The 21734-nt window shown below is 37.3% G+C and carries 19 protein-coding genes and 1 riboswitch; of the genes, 5 read left to right on the top strand and 14 right to left on the bottom strand.

Annotated elements, in window-relative coordinates:
* Positions 1-6 precede the first annotated feature (6 nt).
* The 13 genes from galT to HT709_RS02935 all read right to left on the bottom strand — a co-directional run bounded on the left by galT (position 7) and on the right by HT709_RS02935 (position 14859).
* A complete protein-coding gene (galT, locus tag HT709_RS02995; RefSeq protein WP_023932602.1) occupies positions 7-1482 on the bottom strand; it encodes a UDP-glucose--hexose-1-phosphate uridylyltransferase in 1476 nt (491 codons plus the stop codon).
* Positions 1483-1494: 12 nt separating this feature from the next.
* On the bottom strand, positions 1495-2136 hold the full coding sequence (locus HT709_RS02990; protein WP_000945329.1) for a phosphate uptake regulator PhoU: 642 nt from the start codon (positions 2134-2136) through the stop codon (positions 1495-1497).
* Between the two features lie 57 nt (positions 2137-2193).
* Positions 2194-2940, bottom strand: a complete 747-nt coding sequence (locus tag HT709_RS02985) for a protein phosphatase 2C domain-containing protein (RefSeq protein ID WP_023935650.1) — start codon at positions 2938-2940, stop codon at positions 2194-2196.
* Positions 2924-5080: a multi-ligand-binding adhesin PfbA gene (gene pfbA / locus HT709_RS02980; protein ID WP_172925507.1), complete on the bottom strand. Its 2157-nt coding sequence runs from the start codon at positions 5078-5080 to the stop codon at positions 2924-2926. The genes HT709_RS02985 and pfbA overlap by 17 nt, the downstream gene beginning before the upstream one ends.
* 1143 nt (positions 5081-6223) lie before the next feature.
* On the bottom strand, positions 6224-7459 hold the full coding sequence (locus HT709_RS02975; protein ID WP_172925506.1) for a DegT/DnrJ/EryC1/StrS aminotransferase family protein: 1236 nt from the start codon (positions 7457-7459) through the stop codon (positions 6224-6226).
* Between the two features lie 42 nt (positions 7460-7501).
* Positions 7502-8194 (bottom strand): sugar transferase, encoded by a 693-nt coding sequence (locus tag HT709_RS02970; protein ID WP_023935647.1) that lies wholly within the window; start codon positions 8192-8194, stop codon positions 7502-7504.
* Positions 8195-8323: 129 nt separating this feature from the next.
* Positions 8324-10066: an ABC transporter ATP-binding protein gene (locus HT709_RS02965; RefSeq protein ID WP_050975794.1), complete on the bottom strand. Its 1743-nt coding sequence runs from the start codon at positions 10064-10066 to the stop codon at positions 8324-8326.
* Positions 10056-11801, bottom strand: a complete 1746-nt coding sequence (locus HT709_RS02960; RefSeq protein ID WP_138700615.1) for an ABC transporter transmembrane domain-containing protein — start codon at positions 11799-11801, stop codon at positions 10056-10058. Before HT709_RS02960 ends, HT709_RS02965 begins: the two co-directional genes overlap by 11 nt.
* Before the next feature lie 54 nt (positions 11802-11855).
* Entirely contained in the window at positions 11856-12488 is a 633-nt protein-coding gene (locus HT709_RS02955) for a DUF421 domain-containing protein (RefSeq protein ID WP_138700614.1), read from the bottom strand.
* A complete protein-coding gene (locus HT709_RS02950) occupies positions 12485-12940 on the bottom strand; it encodes a DUF3290 family protein (protein WP_023932595.1) in 456 nt (151 codons plus the stop codon). Before HT709_RS02950 ends, HT709_RS02955 begins: the two co-directional genes overlap by 4 nt.
* Before the next feature lie 126 nt (positions 12941-13066).
* Positions 13067-13708 (bottom strand): SdpI family protein, encoded by a 642-nt coding sequence (locus HT709_RS02945; RefSeq protein WP_172925505.1) that lies wholly within the window; start codon positions 13706-13708, stop codon positions 13067-13069.
* The gene (locus HT709_RS02940) at positions 13689-13976 is read right to left on the bottom strand and encodes an autorepressor SdpR family transcription factor (RefSeq protein WP_050222921.1); all 288 of its coding nucleotides are present in this window, start codon (positions 13974-13976) and stop codon (positions 13689-13691) included. The genes HT709_RS02945 and HT709_RS02940 overlap by 20 nt, the downstream gene beginning before the upstream one ends.
* A complete protein-coding gene (locus HT709_RS02935) occupies positions 13960-14859 on the bottom strand; it encodes a type II CAAX endopeptidase family protein (protein WP_166732137.1) in 900 nt (299 codons plus the stop codon). The genes HT709_RS02940 and HT709_RS02935 overlap by 17 nt, the downstream gene beginning before the upstream one ends.
* Positions 14860-15079: 220 nt before the next feature.
* Between HT709_RS02935 and HT709_RS02930 the strand changes: the two genes are divergently transcribed.
* From HT709_RS02930 to HT709_RS02915, 4 genes are all read left to right on the top strand, one after another.
* Positions 15080-15907, top strand: a complete 828-nt coding sequence (locus HT709_RS02930) for an exodeoxyribonuclease III (protein WP_166732138.1) — start codon at positions 15080-15082, stop codon at positions 15905-15907.
* Between the two features lie 11 nt (positions 15908-15918).
* On the top strand, positions 15919-16305 hold the full coding sequence (locus HT709_RS02925) for a VOC family protein (RefSeq protein WP_166732139.1): 387 nt from the start codon (positions 15919-15921) through the stop codon (positions 16303-16305).
* 383 nt (positions 16306-16688) lie between these two features.
* A riboswitch (purine riboswitch) is annotated at positions 16689-16784 on the top strand.
* Positions 16785-16907: 123 nt separating this feature from the next.
* Positions 16908-17489, top strand: coding sequence for a xanthine phosphoribosyltransferase (locus HT709_RS02920; RefSeq protein ID WP_172925504.1), 582 nt, complete (start codon positions 16908-16910; stop codon positions 17487-17489).
* Complete coding sequence (locus HT709_RS02915) at positions 17489-18751, top strand: nucleobase:cation symporter-2 family protein (RefSeq protein WP_001194489.1); 1263 nt, start codon at positions 17489-17491, stop codon at positions 18749-18751. The genes HT709_RS02920 and HT709_RS02915 overlap by 1 nt, the downstream gene beginning before the upstream one ends.
* 55 nt (positions 18752-18806) lie before the next feature.
* Here the strand turns inward: HT709_RS02915 and HT709_RS02910 are convergent, their stop codons facing one another.
* Positions 18807-20297, bottom strand: a complete 1491-nt coding sequence (locus HT709_RS02910) for a Sau3AI family type II restriction endonuclease (RefSeq protein ID WP_172925503.1) — start codon at positions 20295-20297, stop codon at positions 18807-18809.
* 116 nt (positions 20298-20413) lie between these two features.
* On the opposite strand from HT709_RS02910, the gene dcm reads away from it, so the two are divergent.
* On the top strand, positions 20414-21679 hold the full coding sequence (gene dcm, locus HT709_RS02905; protein ID WP_050207411.1) for a DNA (cytosine-5-)-methyltransferase: 1266 nt from the start codon (positions 20414-20416) through the stop codon (positions 21677-21679).
* Positions 21680-21734 lie beyond the last annotated feature (55 nt).

Below are 21734 nucleotides of genomic sequence, written 5' to 3'. Positions count from 1 at the left end.
TTCCTCCTAATTAATTCCAACCGACTTAACAAATCTCATAAACGCTTCATGTCCAGATGAAGTATTCTTATAAACACCTGCATCTTCTAGGACTCTCGCAAATGCTTGTCCTACTTCGTGTTGAACTACGCTATTAACCTCTTCTTTTTTAATGTTAGGATATTTTTCTTTCAATTGGTCGGCCCATTCTAAATGATAATCCGCAATTGCGTTTTCCTCTCCTAAAAGATATTTTCCAACTTCTTCTAACTCTGGTTTCAAACGAGGTGGTAATATCGCAAGTCCCATCACTTCGATTAATCCGATATTTTCCTTTTTAATATGTTGTACATCTTGATGAGGATGGAAAACACCATCTGGGTATTGTTCAGTAGTATGATTATCTCTTAGAACAATATCTAATTCATATCTCCCGTCCACTTTACGAGCAATAGGAGTCACCGTATGGTGTGGGACATCTTCAGTCATAGCAATGATGTCTACTTCTAAATCTGAATATTCTCTCCACTTATTTAGAATTTTAGTAGCTAAATCTAACAAGCGATTTTTATTTTCACTTTGTAACCTAATTACTGACATTGGCCATTTTACAATACCAGCATTAATATCCTCAAAGTCTTTAAAACGAAATTCACTCTCAAATTTTGCTTTTTCCATTGGGAAAATATATTTCCCTCCCTGATAGTGGTTATGACTAAGAATGGAGCCTCCTGAGATAGGAAGATCAGAATTTGAACCAGCAAAATATCCTGGCAAAATATCAACAATCTCCAATAATTGTTCAAATGTTTTAGAGGTAATAGCCATTGGTACATGTTGACTATTCAAAAATATCGCATGCTCATTAAAGTATGAGTAGGGAGAATACTGGAATCCCCATACTTCGTCACCAAGTTTCAACCGAATAATTCTATGATTCGAACGTGCTGGATAATTTATTCGCCCCTGATATCCTTCATTTTCCATACATAGTAAACATTTGGGATAATTAGTTGCTTTTACTAATTTTTCAGCAGCAATTGTTTTTGGATCTTTTTCGGGTTTTGACAAATTTATCGTAATCTCTAGCTCTCCATATTTAGTTGATGCTCTAAACTCAATATTCTTAGCAATAGCAGAAGTTTTAATATAATCACTATCTTTACTTAACTTATAAAACTCTTCAACTGCTTCTTGAGGTGATATATCATATGAACTCCAAAAAATATCATTTAATCGACTAGGTAAAGGAACTATGAAATTCATTAACTCTGCTCCTAAACATTCCTTTTCCTCGATTAAATCTTTAATTTTACCGTTTTTTAAGGCGATTTCCACTAAGTAATCTTTTATTTGTTTCAGGTCATTTTCATCGGAAATGCGATCAGTTCCCTCCTCACCTATTAACGCTAATACTCTATTTTTCACATATATTTTGTCAATTTCATTATACATTCCGTATTCAATTACTCTATCAACAAAATTATCAATAATTGTTTTCATATATTTTTCTTTCTAATTTATGTTCCCATATTTTCTATACATTATCCATTTATAAATTGCTTGCGTAGTATGAGCAATTTTATCAAGGTGATGAATAATATCTAAAGCACCAATTACTTCAGAAACATTCCCATCATCTTCAAATATGTAATTCATTATTTTCTTTTCAATATTTATACTAAGCTCTTCTATCTCATTCTGTTTTTGTATAACAACCATATCTAAACATCCAGATTGTTCCTCTCTATAACAAGATATAGCCCTATTCATATGCTGTCCGATAACTTCATGAAGTATTTTTATTTCTGAAATAATTTTCTTCAAATTTTCATTATTTTGAATAATCTGTAGATTTTTTAAAATTTCAACAATTCTATCCCCAATACGTTCAATGTCAGTTGATATTTTTATTACACTAATAATTCTTCTTAAGTCATATGAAACAGGATGTTGTAAACAAATTAACTCAAATCCTTTTTTATCAATATTTAGAACTGACTCATTTATGATTAAATCTTCTTTAATCAATTCTACTCGTTCTTCATTTGATAAATATTCAAATAACTTCTCATATTTATCAAGCACAGATACCCAAATGGTCTCTAAATTATTTGATAATTCTATAATTTCATTTTCTAAATATAACCTTAACATTTAGGTACCTCTTCTTAACAAAGTTCAATAGTAACAATTAATATTTTAAACAATATATCAAACATCAATAACTAGAATACTTGCATCATCCTTCTTTCCATAGATTGGATCAATAGCAGAAGAATTAAATCTCATCTTAATTAACTCTTCAAAAGTTTTATTTTGATTATTTTGATAGAATTCATAAAAGCCATCGCTCATTAAAACAATTTGTTCACTAGTAACATCTATTTGATTAATAATAGCATGGTCTAAAAATCTCTCATCCAACGAACCTATCCAGTACCCACTCGGTTGATTAGATAATTTTCTGATTTTTTGTAAAATAATTTTTTTATTTAAAACACTATTTGTACCAATTGAATCTTTTATCTCATTTTTCCCTTTTTCAAATAAGTTATCTACTCTATGATCAGTTATTTCCATTTCGTTTACTAACATGACGCAGTCACCTAGCATCATATACTCCAACTTTTTTTCTGAAAGTTTAGCAAATATAAAAGCAAATGTTGGTAAGCGATAATACTCTGTTAATTCATATGAGTTTAAACCGATTTCATCTTTAACCTCAAGTAAAGCAGTTTCAAATATTTGTTTAAGAGTTTTTGATTCTTTACAATTAACCGACAAACTTTCTGATAAAATATGTACAACTTCTGAGACTGAATAACCTATCTCCTCTTTAGAATTATATAAATCTGTAGCTCCATCAATAATCCAAAAATACTGATTTTGTGAACCTACAGCATCCTCATTTTCTACAGAACTTCCTTGTATCGAACAAATTTTATTTATCTTTACCATAATACTTCAACCCTTTTAGTGTCAAAAGTAAACCAATTCCTGTCACTGTTAAGAATAGTTCCATAATCTTGTTCGAACCAGTCTTTGGTAATTTTTGTTTTACATCTACTATTTCTTTAGATTTATTAATATGATTTTCAGTTTCTCTGCCATCTCCAACTATTTTATGGTTCACTTCTTCTGTCTTATTATCTTGTTTATTGTCGATCTTGTCATTCATTTGTCTATTATCTTTACTTGAGTTAAACTCTCCGTTCTTCTGGTTACTATCAATTACATTATTTGAATTAGATTGTTTTTCATGCACATATGAACTTGTTTTAAATTTTTCCTCTTTGTTTTTTTCTTTTTCGTTTTTATCACTTAAGTTATTTGTTACAATTTTATAAAGCCCATTCTCCGTTACAATATTGAAATTACCATCGCTATCACGTATAACAGGTTCTTTCTCATTTGCATTAGATTTGATGAATGATATATACTTACCGGATAAATTATAAAATTGGTTATTTAAAACGGTTATTTTACCCTTTGAATCCTCAATAACAATTCCTTCTTTACCACCGAATATACTATTCTCTGACACTACTAAATTATCACTAACTCGTAATAATTCAATATTTGGTTGTTCTGTTTCCTTAGAATTATTATTAATTACATTTTTTGTTACAGTAATATCTGATACTTTTCCTAAATATTCTGCACTATCTTTTGCAACTCGTATCGCTTTTGTTTTAGGATCGGCAATATTAAATATATTTTCAGTAATAACGACTTTCTTATTTAAATCAAGTTCATCTTTTACATTTTTATAACTAAAAGCATTTATTAAGGCTGCACCATTTTCTCTATAATGTACACTTTCTCCTTTTACTTTCTTATCAAATCTATTTCCTTTGATTAATACATCAGTGAATCCTGTAAAACGTACACCTGCATACATCATGTTATCAAAATGATTATTTAAAATTTTAATATTAGAGGGGTTCTGTGTCGACAATGTTTGATAGTGTGTGCCAATTGCTGTTACTAATTCCCCAGATTTATCACTTTTGCCAAAATAGGAATTTTGAATAGTCACATTTTCAGATTTTTTCCCATCATCATTCAAGGCATAAGGAAAACCTTTTCTAGTTAATGGTTCAATCTGAATGCTCTCCTTACTTATGATTTGCCCATCTTTCATCGTTTTGGGTAAAGCTTGACCAAGAAAACGAGAATTATCAACTAATACATTTTTCGAACCTGCAATTTGAATAGCATGCCCTTGATAACTATCCTTGAATGTTACATTTTTTATAGTTACGTTATTTGAATTCCCAATAGCAAATGCACCTGAAGAATTTATAAGTGGTAGATTTTTTGCTTTAGTTCCTTCTTCATTCAAAGCACCGTTCATATCAATCGTACCACCAGAATAACTAATATCTTCTGTTGGGCCCCATTCTACTTGCGCACCATCATCCGTAAATAAACCTGTCATAAAAACAATGGAAGGGTGATTCTTAATATTTATACCATTTAGAATTGTAGCTTTCTCATTCAATTCTAAGTGTGTATGACTTTTTAAAAAAACAATTTCTTTTACTAAATAAGTTCCTTCAGGAAAATATACATTTCCTCCACCTAGCCCTTGAGCTGCAGCATCTATTGCATCTTGAATTGCTTGTCGATCATCATGAATCCCATCACCTACCGCACCATAATCTTTTACACTTAAAGCAGTATCTTCAAATTCTTTTTTGATAATTCTGTCACTTATAACATCTTCCTTATAACTCTTATTTTCATTAGTAGATGTTACTGTAGATTCAACTGTTCTGTTGTCTAATTGTGAATTGGAACGAATAGTACCATTAGAGCTGATACTATTAAGACTTAACGAATTATCTAAACCATTAGTGGTTGAATTAGAGGCAATCATTTCAGCAGAACGATTCTGATTAACAGTTGGTGAATTATCTAAATCATTAGTAATTGCATTAGAAGACTCTTTTGTAGCCATCGGTGAAGAACTAGTAACAACTTCATCCGATAAAATACCTTGGCTTCCCAAAATTGAAATTGCCAATAGTACCGAGCAAGTCCCCACCTTTAATTTACGAATACTGAATACCTCATTAGGAACAAAATATTTCATCAGAACCTCCAATTTTTTTTACTATTTTTAACAATTGATTATTACTTTTCTTAAAATAGATAGAATGACACCGCTGTCATTATCTTTATCATATATTTTCCAAATTGAATTGTCAAGGAATAACACAAGAAAATATTAAAATTTATACTCTTCGGAAATCTCTTCAAACTAGGTCAGTGCCGCCTTGCCCTAAGTCTAGGTTACTGACTTGGTCAGTTCTATAGTAGACTGAAACTAAAATAGTACACCTCTACTTCTAAAACNNGTCCTGATCGATTTGTCCTATTCTTATTTCATTTTACTATATCTACAACCTCAAAGCAGGGTTTTGAGCTATCTATGGCCAACTTCCTAGTTTGCTCTTTAGCCTTCCATTCAAAAGTGATGCTATCTTTCTTAGCTTGAATATAAAATATCCCATTTACTATATTTAAATTTGTTGATATGTTGTAAATTATAAATGAAAGAACAAATATCTTGTCATACAAGCATTCGCCAGGGATATTTACATGAATATCGCTCATATGGCGGATTGAAACTAAAACACTACAATATATTTCTTAAATAGACCTTCTATAAAAGCTAGATTTAACCTCGATAAAAATAGATGCAGTGCTTCTAAAATACTGGAATAGGGTATATAGGTAATCGTAGACAAGTGTTTTATAGATTGTCTCGCAGGAGATCTAATGATGTATAGCAAGCTTCACTAAACATATGGGATATTTGTATTATTGTAATATCAACATACTATAAATTCTATCATGCAAAAGAATGACTAGAACATGAAAGACAGGCACAAAACTTTGAACAATATTCTGAAAACAAAAAAAGACGCGAGTTTCCACAATCTCACTCATGGAAACTCACGTCTTTCAAAAAATAGGGTGAATTGAAAACTAGAACAAGACACTAGATTTTCTAAATGATGTCTAGTAAGGATTCTAAATGCTACACCAAATTGCTCACATCTTATTTCAAACCACGGGACTCCCACAAGAAAGGAAAATCCTATAAAAATTCTCTCTCTGAGGAGAAAGGAGCCTCAACTACAGGTGTAAACTATTATCAATTGAAAACAACAGTTTTTACACTCAATTAGACTTTTTAAGGACAGGATCACTTTCGCTTGTCTGTAGTTTGTCATTTTTTTGATAAAGTTAGTACTTTTTCAGAAACTATTTTGAAAGTCTCAATGATATAGTCTACTTCTTCATCGCTTAATTTAGTATGAAGAGGGAGGGTAATTTCATTCTCAAAGAAGGCATAGGCCTTAGGATAGTTCGTCATATCAAATCCAAGATTCTTATAGGCTGTCAAGAGCGGAAGCGGTTTGTAGTGGACGTTACTTGCAATTCCTGCTTTAGCTAATTCTTGGATGATAAGATTGCGTTCTTCTAAGCTCGCTCCTTCTACATGGGTAATGTAGAGATGGCGTGAAGATTCAACAGTATCAGTCTTGTGTGCCAATGGATGGATGCGAGAACCTGCAAAACCACGATCATAGCGGTCCACAATGTCCTTACGACGTTCTAGCAAACCAGAGAAACCAGAGTAACGGTCCAATTGTACCAAACCAAGCGATGCCATGATATCAGTCATATTGCACTTGTAGGCTGGTGTGACGATATCGTATTCCCATGACCCCAGTTGCATCTTGGCAAGGGCATCCTTAGTTTGCCCGTGAAGGGAAAGGATTTGGAATTCCTTGTACATCTCTTCGTCGTCAATCGCTGGATTGGCCTTCCAAGTCGCACTTCCACCTTCTGCCGTTGTAAAGTTCTTAACGGCATGGAATGAGAAGGAAGTAAAGTCAGCGATAGAACCAGAAGGTTGTCCTTTATAAGTAGATCCCAAAGCGTGGGCACTATCAGAGACAATGACAATACGGTTAAAGGCCTGTTGCCACTTGCTTGAAGCGGTAAAGAAGTCACGTTTTTTCTCCACGACTTGGAACAAACGGTCATAGTCGCAAACAATCCCCGCAAGCTCAACCGGAATAATCACCTTAGTCTTTTCAGTGATAGCTTGCTCAAGCAAGTCATAGTCCATCTCAAACGTATCTGCTTGGATATCCACCATGACAGGGGTTGCTCCCACGTGCGTAATGACACTACATGAAGCCGTATAGGTCATGGCTGGAACGATGACTTCATCACCAGGTCCCACTTCCAAAACGCGTAAAATCAACTCCAGAGCGGCTGTCGCAGAGTTGAGACAAACAGTCTTAGGTGTCTGTGTGTAAAGAGACAAGCGGCGCTCCAGTTCTTTTGTTTTAGGACCTGTTGTGATCCAACCAGAACGCAGGGTATCCGCTACTTCAGCAATTTCTGCTTCTGTGATATCAGGCGGTGAAAATGGAATATTGTAATTTGGCATTGATTTGCTCCTTTTATCTGTACTCATTTTCTTATGACTACTTTATTTTAGTACCTCAAACACGGTTTGAAACATGATTTTGATGTCCCCAAGGAAACTAAACTCTCGGAGATAGGCGAGGTTATAGCGCATCTTTTCAGGAAGAACATGCTCCACATAGGCCTGATCAACTGACATACCTTTCTCCGTCATTTGACTGATGATGGTGTCCTCATCCTTGTAGTTGATGCTGGCTGGAGAGGTAATCCCTGCTTGCAAGAGCAAGGTTGCCATCATTTCAGGGCTATACTGCTCTGTATAACGTGGCACTTCAGGTCGTGTACCGACAAAGGACATCTCACCTTTAAGGACATTGACCAACTGAGGCAGTTCGTCCAAACGGACACGTCGGATGAAATTTCCAACCTTGGTAATGCGGCTATCGTTAGCAGAAGTCACCAGACTTCCTTTTTTATCCGCATCCGTCACCATGGTACGGAACTTCCAAATCTTGAACCGACGGTTGTACTGGGTCACACGCTCTTGCTTGTAAATCACTGGCCCCTTGCTATCCAACTTGATCCAAATGCTCAAGATGAGAAAGATGGGAGAGGTCAGAACCAGTAAGCCCAAGGCCAAAACCCAGTCCAAGCAACGCTTGAAAATCAGCGAACCCTTCCTTTTAGAGACAAGCTGGTAGTAAGACTCAACCTCGCTTGATTTCATTTCCACAGGCAAGTCTTCCCATTTCAGCATGCTGTTCTCCTTTGTTTTTATTATACTATTTGTCAACATTTTTCATTATACCACAAAATGGAAAAGGCGGTGAAAGAAATCTGTAATTTGAAGGATTTCCTTCTTTTACTCAATGAAAATCAAAGAGTGTTAGGACATGGCCCCTGCCTGCAAGCTATACATCTTGTGATAGGTTCCTCCCAAGGCCAAGAGTTCTTCATGAGTTCCACTCTCGATAATGCGCCCCTTGTCCAAAACATAGATGCAGTTGGCGTCTTGAATAGTAGAAAGGCGGTGAGCGATAGCAATAGTTGTTCGGCCCTGTCTCATCTTCGCCAGAGAAGCTTGAACCAAGCTTTCTGTTTCAGAGTCAATATTGGCGGTCGCTTCATCCAAAATCAGGATTTTAGGCTGGCTGGCAACTGTTCTGGCAAAGGCAAGAAGCTGTCGCTGACCAGTTGAAAAACTCGATCCACGCTCAGACACAGGGGAGTCGTACCCCTTAGGAAGTTCTTGAATAAAGGAATCTGCATCCACAAAGGCTGCCGCAGCCTGAACCTGATCATCACTGATTTCTTGGTACATGGCGATATTGGACTTAATAGTTCCATGATAGAGGAAGGGTTCCTGCAAGACCAAACCGATGTTTTTTCTCAGCTCTTCTTGACTGAAATCCCTGATATCCACATCATCCAAGAGAACTCTCCCTGACTGGAATTCATAAAAGCGCATGAGGACATTGATAATCGAAGATTTCCCCGAACCTGTATGACCTACAAAGGCAATGGTTTCACCCTTGTTGACCGAAAAAGAAATATCATCCAGAATAGGATGTTTGCCATCATATGAGAAACACACATGTTCAAAACGAATATTGCCTTCTTCAACCTCAACCTGACTATTTTCTTGAAGAGGCTCATAGGTTGCCTCGTCAATCAAGGCAAAGACACGGCCTGCAGACACCATAGACGTTTGCAGGGTTGAAAAGTTTTGCGTTACTTCAATCAGAGGATCAAAGAGACGATTGATGTACTGGATAAAAGCATACATAGTCCCGACCGTTATCCCGATAGAAAGACCACGGTAGCCAAAATAGGCCATTAAGACAGTATAACCTAGGAGTTTCAACAAACTCATAGCAGGGCGCAACAAGAGGGCATCAAAGGCTACAGAGCGGTTGGCATAGACCAAGTGTTCTTGGTTAATCTCATCAAATTCTGCCTGCTGGCGCTTTTCTTGATTAAAGACCTGGATAATCCTAATTCCTTCGATATTTTCTGCCAGCTTACTATTGATATCTGACAAGAGACTTCTGGTTTTCTCGATAATCTTGACTGATTTTTTACGATAGAGATTGACCAAAAGGAAAATCAAGGGGAGAAAGAGCAGGACTAATGCTGTCAAACGAAAATCCAACACCAACATGGTATAAAGGGTTGTCAAAAAGATAAAAATTGCTGAGATAAAACTGGATAAAATCCCCGAAAACATATCACTGATTGTCTCGGTATCATTAGTCAAACGAGAGACGATAGAGCCTGCTGGCGTCTTGTCAAAATAAGACATGCCTAGCTTCTCCATATTGGCAAAGGCATCGCGACGAATATCCCTCACAATACTGTAAGACACCCGTACAAAGAGAAGATTTCCGACATACTGAACCAGAGTTTGCAGGATATAGAGACCATAGTAGGCCAGCAACACTGTCACAGCGAGTTGATTGAGATTGCTGAGATACTGGTCGATAAAGTGGGAAGCCACAAGGGGAATGACACTTTTAATGACCGTAGTCGCTAGGAGAAAGCTGAGTGCCAAAAAGGTCAGAAGACCATAAGGTTTGAGATAAGATATCAAGCGCTTCAATACAGCCCATTGTTCTTGTTTATTCTGCATCTTCTTCTCCCTTCATTTCCAGCTGCTGAGACTGGTAGGTTTGGGCATACCAGCCATCCAAAGCTAGCAAGTCTTCGTGCCTGCCTCGTTCGATGATTTGACCATTTTGCAGGACTAAAATCAAATCTGCATGGACAACTGCACTGAGGCGATGAGCCGTAATAATGGTTGTCTTGTCCTTTCGCGTCTCCTTAAGGTTGTCGATAATCGCATACTCTGTCTTGGCATCCACGGCCGACAAAGAATCATCCAAAATCAAGATATCAGGGTCTAAAATCATAGCCCGACTCATAGCCAGCCGCTGCTTTTGCCCACCAGAAAGACTGACTCCCTTTTCACCAATCAACGTATCAAATCCCTGTGACATGACTACAATGTCTTGGTAAACTTGAGCTAGCTTAGTCGCTTCCTCGACCGCTGAAATGGGCAAGTTAGGATTGCCAAAGCGAATATTGTCTAAAATCGAAGTCGCAAAGAGGAACTGGTCCTGAGGGACGTAGCCCATAAGACTACGAAGCTCTGTCAAACGATAATCGCGAATATCGTGACCATTTAGATAAATAGCTCCCTTATCCACATCGTACTCACGCAAGAGGAGTTTAATCAAGGATGTTTTCCCAGAGCCTGTCTGCCCAACCAAGCCCAGAGTTTGCCCTTTTTCCAAACTAAAGTGAATATCCATCAGCGTTTCCTCGTTTTCAAAAGCAAAGTTATCAATAGCATACTCCAAGCGCCCGTTTTCAATACCATCCAGAGGAAACTCGGAGTCTTTTACAGATGATTCCTGAGACAAAAGATTCTCAATCCGCTGGTAAGAAACCTTTCCTCGCTGAGTGATATTAAAGAGGAAACCAATAGCCATGAGAGGCCAGACCATCATATCCAAATAACTAATAAAAGTGACCAAATTTCCAACTGTAATCTGCCCCTCCCGAACCATCAAAGAGCCGACTAAGAGTGTTAAAACATAGGATAATCCAACAAACAAGAAAACCATTGGGTCAAAGAGTCTATCGTATTTCATGGTTTGGAGGTTCTTTTGGAAGGTTAATTCATTGACTGCCTGAAAGGACTCCAGCTCATCTGCCTGATAACCAAAAGACTTGGTTACTTTGATACCTGATACAGACTCCTGAACCTTGTTATTGAGTTCAGAAAAGGCATCCTGTGACTCTCCAAAGACCTTATGAGTCTTTCTTCCCAAACGACTGGTCGCATATGCCATAAAAGGCAGGGGCAAAATTGCAACTAGAGTCATCTGCCAGGAAATGCTAAAGAGCATGGTCAGCAAAGTCACTAAAGCTGTAATAGAGGCATCCACCGCAGATATAACACCACCACCTGCAAGACTCGTCAAAGAATTGATATCATTGGTTGCGTGTGCCATCAAGTCCCCCGTCCGATAGGTTTGATAAAAGGCTGGAGACATCTTTGTAAAATGCTCAAACAAGCGAGACCTCATAATCTGCCCCAGACGGTAGGATGTCCCAAGAATATACATACGCCAAACATAGCGCAGATAGTACATACCAAAGGCCGCAAGAAGCAAGTAAAATAGGTAAATAAGTAGTTCATTCTGAATTAATTGCCCCGATGTGATAGCATCAATGATCCGCCCCATGACCATTGGGGGAATGAGGTTAAGGACAGAAACCAAGACCAAGGCCACAATTCCGACTAGATAACGGCGTTTTTCTAGCTTAAAAAACCACCAGAGTTTTTGAATAATGGACATAAAATTCCTTTCTAGTTCCAAATGGAAACCTGAGACTCCGACCCCAGGTTTTTCTTATTCATAGGTTACAACTGTAACGTCACCTTTGTCATACTCAGCGATAAAGATATTGGCTACATTGTCATGCCCTTGTTTGCCGAGATTATCAATCAACCACTCTTCGCTACAGCCAAGCGATTCCAAGACTTCTACTTGGATAACACCATCAGTCACAATTAGATACTTAGGATTTTCATCTCCCATTTGGACCACGATGAGTTGGTCATTTTGCTCCTGCACAGCTCGTTCAACTTGCTTCATCTGGAAAATCCCTTGGCTACGAAGTTTGAGGGTTACATCCACCCCAAACAAATCAACCGAACGACAGGCTTCTAGGTCAATCTTCTCATGTTTGATGAGGAGAGTTGGCTTACCATCAATCAAACATTTCACAAAACGAATATTATGAAGCCACTTGAGGGTCAAAACCAAAATAGTCCACATCAGTAAAATCACCTCGTACTGCAAAATGCTGATAGAACTATTGTAAATCACCCCACCGATAATACCACCAAGAACATAATTCTGAATTTGGTCTGTCGCAGAGTTAGGTGCTAGGTTTCCTTTTCCTGTCACATTGATAACAAAAACAAGCGAGAAGAGACCCAAGGCCAGTTTGATTAAAATTTCCATATAGTTGAGTGTCATTTGCTTACCTCCACCAACTCAATAGCGTCTGTTTGATGCAATTCTAATTTCTCTAAAAGATACTTGTCTGGTTGGCTCCCATTCATAGCGCGGTAGAAATTTGAACCCACCTTGATTAGCGCTCCATCAGTGGCTGCAGAAGTATTGACGTAAACTTCTGATTTATCCACTCCCAAGTCTTTGGAAATGACCTCTATGAAATGAAGGGAAGTTTGAAATTGATTGTTAGAGGCTTGATTGGTCTGGTATTTTGAAATTGTCACCAAAAGCATGACCACTAAGGTCAGGGCCAAAATCATGACCAATTCCCGAAACTTAGTCCCCTTTTTATCCCGATAAGCCTTAAAAGCAAAAAATCCTGTGATAGCTAGGAGCACAATCCCAAAGCCAATCATGATTCCATTTTGCTGACTGATTTGGCTAAGCACATAGTCATATGAGTAAAATTTCATTTATTTTCACTCCTTTTCATAAAATCATTCTTCATTATAAACGAAAGAGAGTGATTTTTCAAACCATACGTTGGGGAAATAGACCTATCAGACCAACTTCTCAAACTAATGACTCCAGTAGCTATTTCAAGATTCTGATTTTGATAATTGATAAGAATAGACACTAGGAATTATCACTGCAAAGAAAAGTGTCAAGAAAAACACCCAGTAAACATACAGTTGCACAAAGGAATTTAGAAACAATAACAATCCTCCTAATACCCAAATTTTTCCAGCTAGGCGATGTGTTTTTCTCCAGTTTTTATCACTCTCCAAGGTCCACGGAAGTCGAATACCGATTATATAATTTCGGTGTGTTTTTGGTAGATAATTTCCAATTACGATCATCACGACTCCCATAAAAATCTGAGCTAGAATCCCGCTCATCATGGAATAACCCAAAGATTCTCCGAAGATAGAAATCATTAATAGACAAGATACAAAAGGAATAATCCAGTAAATCAAAACTTGTATTTTTGAACTGATATTGCTAGATTTAGGATCCTTAATCATTAAAAATAGAAGCAACCAATGCATCAAAAGCATGAGAGTCGGTAATCCAAAGATAGCAGACATTTTATAATTGTAGCCATCTGCTTGACCCAGTAGATTAAAATGAGTGGGTATCTCCTCTGGTAATTGATTCCAGAAAACACAACCTACAAGGGAAGGTAGTAGGATGAGAATGCTCATAAATAATAGCAATTTCTTATTGATTTTTATCTTCATCAAAATGATCTCCTTTCAGATCTGCTAACCAAACCATTATATCCTCTAAAACCGATGTATTTAACTCATAATAAATAAAGTTTTTTTCTTTCATTTCATGAATCAAATCCGCTGCTTTCAAAATCGTGAGATGGTGTGAAATAGTTGCACTAGTCAACTCGAATTGACTGGCAATTTCTCCTGCAGGTAATCTACCTGTTTTGAGTAAATTCAAAATCTCTCTCCTAACTGAATGAGATAAGGCTTTAAAGCTATTTGCAAAACTCATAATGACTCCTTTCCCTTTGTAATATTAGTAGGGCTAGGACTAAGCAAGGTAGAACTGATAGCATTCCTGTCGGTGATGGGTCTAAAATCAAGAGGCTTGAAACTTTTTCTCCTGGTAATTGAAAGAGTAACCCAATACCTGCAGTTGCATTGATTGCCCCATGAAATAGGACTGAAGCCCAGATAGAGCCTGTCTTTTCCAACAACCAGCTTAACAATATTCCTAGGCTAAAACAAAATAGAAACATGGCGACAACTCCTAAAACGGGATAAGAAAAATAAGATAGTCCATAATTATAGCCTTGCAAATTGATTGGTAGATGCCAAAGACTCCAAATGAGACCAAGCAAGACATGAGTCTGGACTCTTGAAAAGCGTCCTCTTAGCACTGGGTAAAGATAGCCACGCCAACCAATTTCCTCCCCTAATGCAAAGAAACTATTAAGAAAAGGAGCGTAAGTCAAACTAGCTAGGATTTGAATCAAAGCCAAGAAAGATAAGGGAATGGCTGATTGAGAGACACCTTTTTCTTGTAAAATAGCTTGAATAGATTCAAAACCAAGGCTGAAATTGCTAGGAAATACAAGAAAATAAAGTCCCGCTCCTAAAAAACTGATAACTGCTGGTAACCAGATAGCTAGTAAGTAAAAGCGCCAGTTCCTCTTGAGATTCACGGCTAATTTAGATTTGATTCCACTAGATTGATTCGTGATTTTCCCTAAAATAAAGACTGCAAGTGCAGGCATCCACATGGCTACAATACTAGCAAGCTGACTCCATGGAGAATTTAGACCAACACCACTTAGCCATAGTGCCAACCATATTATCCAAGCAAGGGCATAAGCCAAGACCACAAAAAGAAGGATTGTTCTCTTATTTGACATATTTGTACACTTCACTTTCTATTTAGATGTTTTTCTAAATAACATTATACACCTTTCCATTCTAAACACAAGATCTATTTAGATTTTTTTCTAAATAGTTTAGGGAATTTTTATTTTCTCAGAATAAAGTCTAAAGAGTGATTTTTCAAACCATACGTTGGGGAAATAGAGCTTTTTTTGGTATAATAAAATCTATAATTTGAATGAAAAAGGTAACTTTATGAAACTTATCTCATGGAATATTGATTCCCTCAATGCTGCCCTAACTAGTGACTCAGCTCGTGCCAAATTGTCCCAAGAAGTCCTACAAACCTTGGTCGCTGAAAATGCTGATATCATTGCTATCCAAGAAACCAAGCTTTCTGCCAAAGGGCCTACAAAGAAACACTTGGAAATTTTAGAAGAACTCTTCCCAGGCTACGAAAACACGTGGCGCTCTTCCCAAGAACCTGCCCGTAAAGGCTATGCTGGAACCATGTTCCTCTATAAGAAAGAACTTACACCTAATGTCACTTTCCCAGAAATCGGTGCCCCTTCTACCATGGACTTGGAAGGCCGCATCATCACTCTAGAATTTGATAAATTTTTCGTTACCCAAGTTTACACACCAAACGCTGGTGATGGCCTCAAACGCTTGGAAGAACGCCAAGTCTGGGATGTCAAATATGCTGAGTACTTGGATGAACTAGACAAAGAAAAACCAGTCCTTGCGACCGGTGACTACAATGTAGCCCACAATGAAATCGACCTTGCAAATCCTGCTAGCAACCGCCGTTCACCAGGATTTACCGACGAGGAGCGTGCTGGATTTACCAACCTTTTAGCAACTGGATTTACTGATACCTTCCGCCACATTCACGGTGATGTCCCAGAACGCTACACTTGGTGGGCACAGCGCAGCAAGACTTCTAAAATCAACAATACAGGCTGGAGAATCGACTACTGGCTCACAAGTAACCGCATCGCTGACAAGGTGACCAAGTCTGATATGATTGACTCAGGTGCTCGCCAAGACCACACACCCATTGTCATGGAGATTGAACTCTAAGGAGAAAACGAATGGACTATCAAGCTGTCATTCCTGAATTTGTAGTATCTGACATCGAAAAATCACGCCACTTCTACTGCGACCTGCTAGGATTCTCTGTCGAATACGCACGTCCAGAAGAAAACTTTCTCTTCCTTTCTCTTGAAGACTGCCAACTTATGCTAGAAGAAGGCAGCGCAGAAGAATTAGCTCAGCTGACCTATCCTTTCGGACGCGGTGTCAATATTTCCTTTGGCATTGCAGATGTTCCTCAGCTCCACCAAAAACTGCTGGAAGCTGACTATCCTATTTATCGTCCCTTAACCAAAAGAAAGTTTCGTGTTGGGGATCACTATATCTATCCTCATAAATTTGCAGTTTTGGATCCTGATGGTTATTTTTTAAGATTTAGCGAGTAGAATAATAAAGATTGGGAAAAAGTCTTTAAAGTTAGAAAGAGGCATATTGTCAGGTGTTTAAAAACTTGATAGTATGCCTTTTATGATGGAAAAATCTTCTAATACTCTTCGAAAATCTCTTCAAGCCACGTCAACGTCGCCTTACCGTAGGTATATGATACTGACTCTGTCAATTCTATCCACAACCTCAAAACAGTGTTTTGAGGTTGTGGATAGCTTCCTAGTTTGCTCTTTGATTTTCATTGAGTATAAATGTTAGCTTACAATGGAGTTTTTGTTCACCCTCTCTTCTTTTTGTTCGTTTTTTAAACTAAAACACTAACAAAACAGTTGATTTCTAAAGTGATTTGGTGTAAAATAAAAACATTGGCTCAAGCCTATTTAAAATTGAATATCATTTTACTTGTTTATGTCGTGAATTGGCACGACGTTTCTACAAGGTGCCGGAACACCTAACAATAAGTAAGTCAGCAGTGAGATATGGCCGTTTTTGCCATGCCTATTTGGGGGACTTACTTAGAGATTAAGTAGGTCCTTTTTCTATTTCTTGCTAGAAACTATAAACAAGCAAATGGATTGGCTTTTAGACTTTAGGAGGTCTTATGAAATTATTAGAAGAGCGCATCCTCAAGGATGGGCATATCTTGGGTGATAACATCCTCAAGGTAGATTCCTTTTTAACCCACCAAGTTGACTTTAGCTTGATGCGAGAGATTGGTAAGGTTTTTGCGGAAAACTTTGCTGCTACTGGCATTACCAAGGTCGTAACCATTGAAGCGTCGGGTATTGCCCCAGCCGTTTTTACAGCTGAAGCCTTAAACGTTCCCATGATTTTCGCCAAAAAAGCTAAGAACATCACCATGAACGAAGGCATCTTAACTGCTCAAGTCTACTCCTTTACCAAGCAGGTGACCAGCACTGTTTCTATCGCTGGAAAATTCCTCTCACCAGAGGACAAGGTTTTGATTATCGACGATTTCCTTGCTAATGGCCAAGCTGCTAAAGGCTTGATTCAAATCATCGAACAGGCCGGTGCCACAGTCCAAGCTATCGGTATCGTGATTGAGAAATCCTTCCAAGATGGTCGTGATTTGCTTGAAAAAGCAGGCTACCCTGTCCTATCACTTGCTCGCTTGGATCGTTTTGAAAATGGTCAGGTCGTATTTAAGGAGGCAGATCTCTAATGCAAACTCAAGAAAAACACTCGCAAGCAGCCGTTCTGGGCTTGCAGCACTTACTAGCCATGTACTCAGGATCTATCCTGGTTCCCATCATGATTGCGACAGCCCTTGGCTATTCAGCTGAGCAGTTGACCTACCTGATTTCTACAGATATCTTCATGTGTGGGGTGGCAACCTTCCTCCAACTCCAACTCAACAAATACTTTGGGATTGGACTCCCAGTCGTTCTTGGAGTTGCATTCCAGTCGGTCGCTCCCTTGATTATGATTGGGCAAAGCCATGGTAGTGGCGCTATGTTTGGTGCCCTTATCGCATCTGGGATTTACGTGGTTCTTGTTTCAGGCATCTTCTCAAAAGTAGCCAATCTCTTCCCATCTATCGTAACAGGATCTGTTATTACCACGATTGGTTTAACCTTGATCCCTGTCGCTATTGGAAATATGGGAAATAACGTTCCAGAGCCAACTGGTCAAAGTCTCTTGCTTGCAGCTATTACTGTTCTGATTATCCTCTTGATCAACATCTTTACCAAAGGATTTATCAAGTCTATCTCTATTTTGATTGGTCTGGTTGTTGGAACTGCCATTGCTGCTACTATGGGCTTGGTGGACTTCTCTCCTGTTGCGGTAGCTCCACTTGTCCATGTCCCAACTCCACTCTACTTTGGGATGCCAACCTTTGAAATCTCATCTATTGTCATGATGTGTATCATCGCAACGGTGTCTATGGTTGAGTCAACTGGTGTTTATCTAGCCTTGTCTGATATCACAAAAGATCCAATCGACAGCACGCGCCTTCGCAACGGTTACCGCGCAGAAGGTTTGGCGGTACTTCTCGGAGGAATCTTTAACACCTTCCCTTACACCGGATTTTCACAAAACGTTGGTTTGGTTAAATTGTCAGGCATCAAAAAACGCCTGCCAATCTACTACGCAGCTGGTTTCCTGGTTCTCCTTGGACTGCTTCCTAAGTTTGGTGCCCTTGCCCAAATCATTCCAAGCTCCGTCCTCGGCGGTGCCATGCTGGTGATGTTTGGTTTTGTATCTATTCAAGGGATGCAAATCCTCGCCCGAGTTGACTTTGCTAACAATGAACACAACTTCCTTATCGCAGCTGTTTCAATCGCTGCAGGTGTCGGTCTCAACAACAGTAATCTCTTTGTCAGCATGCCGACAGCCTTCCAAATGTTCTTCTCAAACGGAATCGTCGTAGCCAGCCTACTCGCTATTGTCCTCAATGCCGTATTAAATCATAAAAAGAAATAAGAAAAAGAGGTGCGAGCCTCTTTTTTTGTTTATCACAAATTGATTATAAATACTATCAATCCCAATTCCCATCTAATATTTCTTTTATAAACTTCTTAGGCATCCAAAAGGAGTGTTTTGTAATCCTACGTCCATCTGGAAGTTCATCTGTATCAGATAATGAGCCTTTCCCAACAAATTTTCCTTTTTCAATTTCATAGTAAGCATTGGTAGCATGTAATTTCGTAAATAGAATTCTATTTATCTTACTTTGAGGGAAATTAGTTGAAACTTTATTACCATTTTGAGTTAATTTAACTCCGTCAGAAATAATTTGTCTAGTTTCCTGCCACACTCTTTCGATTTCTTCCAATTGTCTATCCTGAAATCCCCAAAATTTGATAGAATCTAATACAAATAGCTTAGGTTCAATTTCCTTAAAAATAACGAAAAGGAATCGTTTATTATAAATTTCATTATAAACATGTGATGATTCCCAACTATCTGTTGCTGCTAATTCTTTAAAACAATAAGTTTTAAATGGAGAGTCTTCCTTAGGTAAATTATTCTTATCTACTCGAATAACTCTCAAATTCATGTTTGCTTTTTGAAATTCTTTGGTCTTATCCAAATCCCCTGTCAAGCCTAAAATTTTTCTAATCAGAGTACTATTCTTACCTTTTGCCTTGGGATTCACTTCAAATCTATCATATAACTTTTGTTCAGAGAAACCTTTGTAGGAAAGAATCTTCTCTGCAATAACCTCAGTAAATGACTTTTTTTCACCCCTAAAATTAGCCAAAACACTTTCTTGATCTGATTGGTTAAAAATTTTATGATTAATCAGATAGGTCATATAACTTGATTTTAATTCCCAAGCTCTTTGTTTTGCTAATTCATGACTAAATGGTTGCTGTCTTAAATCCTTTCCTTTACCTGCACCTTTTGTACAAGTTGATAAATAGTTTCCATCTGATTCTGATAATTCATGTGCCCTTCCATTTTTGATTTTATCTATAATCTTCTGATAGTCTTCAAGGATGACTGCCATATCCTCCTCAAACCATTCATATAAAAATATTTTTTCAATGACATAGTCCTTCATTGTTTGATTGGGAATTAAGCCATTGTAAAACAATAACAAAATCTTTGCACATTTTTTCCATAAATGAGTGGAGTAAAAATCCTCTAAATTTTCCTCCATATAGTTTAGTATTGTTAATACAAGTCGTTCTTTTGCACTAAGTGTCCCATTTTTGTTTATCTTAAAAGGAGTAACTTTTAACTCTACACCTATTTTTTCAAAGTCAGCTTCCGAGTCACTATTTGGCTGGTAACCATAGAAATATTTTTCAATATAATTTCCATACTGCCCTTTTGACTTCATACTAATTGCTTTATCTTGTACCTCAGAGACTACTCTATCATTATAATCGTCATATGATTTATAAAGCGAACGATTATACTCTTCCATAACATCGGAAAATTTTCTATTTAATAGTTTGTGAGAATATTCAATAACACTATCGATATCTTCATCGTTATAGTTAAATAAGTTTTGATCCATTTTCTTCTCCTATCTTTTATATTATATCAAATTAAACTAAAGCAAACATTAATACTTGATCAATCATTGAAAATAGTATATAATGGATTAAACTGTAAAAAAATGAAGGAGAAAAGATGAAAGTTCTCGAACTATTTGCTGGAGTTGGCGGTTTTCGGATAGGATTAGAAAATGCCGATAAGCAACTCTTTAAAACAAAATGGGCAAACCAATGGGAACCATCTCGTAAATCTCAAGACGCATTTGAGGTCTATGATTATCACTTCCCCAATAGCGAAAACATCAATATTAGTATCTCTGATGTAACAGACGAACAATTTTCCAAAATGGATGCCGATATGATTGTCGGTGGTTTTCCTTGCCAAGATTACTCTGTTGCGCGTAGCAAGAAAGATGAAAAAGGTATTGAAGGAAAAAAAGGAGTTTTATTTTGGGAAATCATTAGAGCAACTGAAATCATTAAACCCAAATACTTAATTCTGGAAAACGTGGATAGGCTTTTAAAAGCGCCCTCAAAACAGAGAGGACGTGATTTTGCAATCATGCTAACAGCTTTTAATAACCTTGGATATTCTGTAGAGTGGAGAGTTATTAATGCTGCTGAGTATGGAAGAAGCCAACGAAGACGTCGTGTATTCTTTTTCGTATATCGAAATGATACAGTCTTTGCCCAAAAAAATGACAATCTTTACGAAAAAAATGAAGAAATCTTTGAAGATAATAGGTATGATGACTATATTTTCAATCAAGGTCTATTTGCAAAACAATTTCCTATTAAACCTATAGCAGTTAAAAATCGTCATGTGTTTTATGAGTTACCAAATGATATAGTTGAAGTTTCAGATACTTTTACTGGTACTGTTTGGAATACAGGAATTATGAGACATGGAAAATACTATTCTATTGATACAGAACCTAATTACAATGGCAATCCTATCACTCTAGGAGAAATTCTTCAAGATGAGTCTGAAGTACCTGAAAAATATTTTTTAACTGATCAGTCAAAATTGGAAAAATTTCAATATCTTAGAGGACCTAAGAAAATTGAACGAACATCCTCTGACGGACATCAATACATCTATTCAGAAGGAGGAATGTCCCCTTATGATGATTTAAACCTTCCAGGACGAACAATGCTTACATCCGAAGGAACAGTTAATCGTTCCACACATTTATTATTTGTAAACAATAAATATAGATTAATTACACCCATTGAAGCTGAACGCCTTCAGGATTTCCCAGATGATTGGACAGCTAAAAAGAAATTGTCAGATGGATCTATTGTAGAGGTATCTGATAAAATGAGAATGTTTTTTATGGGAAATGCTTTGGTTACTGAGATTGTAAAAGAAATTGCTAAATTTATTAAAAAAATTGATTAATTTATCTGAAACTAAAAAAGAGGTGCGAGCCTCTTTTTTGTGTGACAAAATAAAA

It is taken from the genome of Streptococcus sp. 1343, from assembly GCF_013277355.1.
GTDB classification, from domain to species: domain Bacteria; phylum Bacillota; class Bacilli; order Lactobacillales; family Streptococcaceae; genus Streptococcus; species Streptococcus pseudopneumoniae.
The sequence above is the reverse complement of the archived record's forward strand: the minus strand, read 5'-3'. Positions and strand labels throughout refer to the sequence as shown.

Coding starts and splice junctions, on each gene's coding strand:
- galT (WP_023932602.1), bottom strand. CDS start 1,482: ATGAAAACAATTATTGATAATTTTGTTGATAGAGTAATTGAATACGGA.
- HT709_RS02990 (WP_000945329.1), bottom strand. CDS start 2,136: ATGTTAAGGTTATATTTAGAAAATGAAATTATAGAATTATCAAATAAT.
- HT709_RS02985 (WP_023935650.1), bottom strand. CDS start 2,940: ATGGTAAAGATAAATAAAATTTGTTCGATACAAGGAAGTTCTGTAGAA.
- pfbA (WP_172925507.1), bottom strand. CDS start 5,080: ATGAAATATTTTGTTCCTAATGAGGTATTCAGTATTCGTAAATTAAAG.
- HT709_RS02975 (WP_172925506.1), bottom strand. CDS start 7,459: ATGCCAAATTACAATATTCCATTTTCACCGCCTGATATCACAGAAGCA.
- HT709_RS02970 (WP_023935647.1), bottom strand. CDS start 8,194: ATGCTGAAATGGGAAGACTTGCCTGTGGAAATGAAATCAAGCGAGGTT.
- HT709_RS02965 (WP_050975794.1), bottom strand. CDS start 10,066: ATGCAGAATAAACAAGAACAATGGGCTGTATTGAAGCGCTTGATATCT.
- HT709_RS02960 (WP_138700615.1), bottom strand. CDS start 11,801: ATGTCCATTATTCAAAAACTCTGGTGGTTTTTTAAGCTAGAAAAACGC.
- HT709_RS02955 (WP_138700614.1), bottom strand. CDS start 12,488: ATGACACTCAACTATATGGAAATTTTAATCAAACTGGCCTTGGGTCTC.
- HT709_RS02950 (WP_023932595.1), bottom strand. CDS start 12,940: ATGAAATTTTACTCATATGACTATGTGCTTAGCCAAATCAGTCAGCAA.
- HT709_RS02945 (WP_172925505.1), bottom strand. CDS start 13,708: ATGAAGATAAAAATCAATAAGAAATTGCTATTATTTATGAGCATTCTC.
- HT709_RS02940 (WP_050222921.1), bottom strand. CDS start 13,976: ATGAGTTTTGCAAATAGCTTTAAAGCCTTATCTCATTCAGTTAGGAGA.
- HT709_RS02935 (WP_166732137.1), bottom strand. CDS start 14,859: ATGTCAAATAAGAGAACAATCCTTCTTTTTGTGGTCTTGGCTTATGCC.
- HT709_RS02930 (WP_166732138.1), top strand. CDS start 15,080: ATGAAACTTATCTCATGGAATATTGATTCCCTCAATGCTGCCCTAACT.
- HT709_RS02925 (WP_166732139.1), top strand. CDS start 15,919: ATGGACTATCAAGCTGTCATTCCTGAATTTGTAGTATCTGACATCGAA.
- HT709_RS02920 (WP_172925504.1), top strand. CDS start 16,908: ATGAAATTATTAGAAGAGCGCATCCTCAAGGATGGGCATATCTTGGGT.
- HT709_RS02915 (WP_001194489.1), top strand. CDS start 17,489: ATGCAAACTCAAGAAAAACACTCGCAAGCAGCCGTTCTGGGCTTGCAG.
- HT709_RS02910 (WP_172925503.1), bottom strand. CDS start 20,297: ATGGATCAAAACTTATTTAACTATAACGATGAAGATATCGATAGTGTT.
- dcm (WP_050207411.1), top strand. CDS start 20,414: ATGAAAGTTCTCGAACTATTTGCTGGAGTTGGCGGTTTTCGGATAGGA.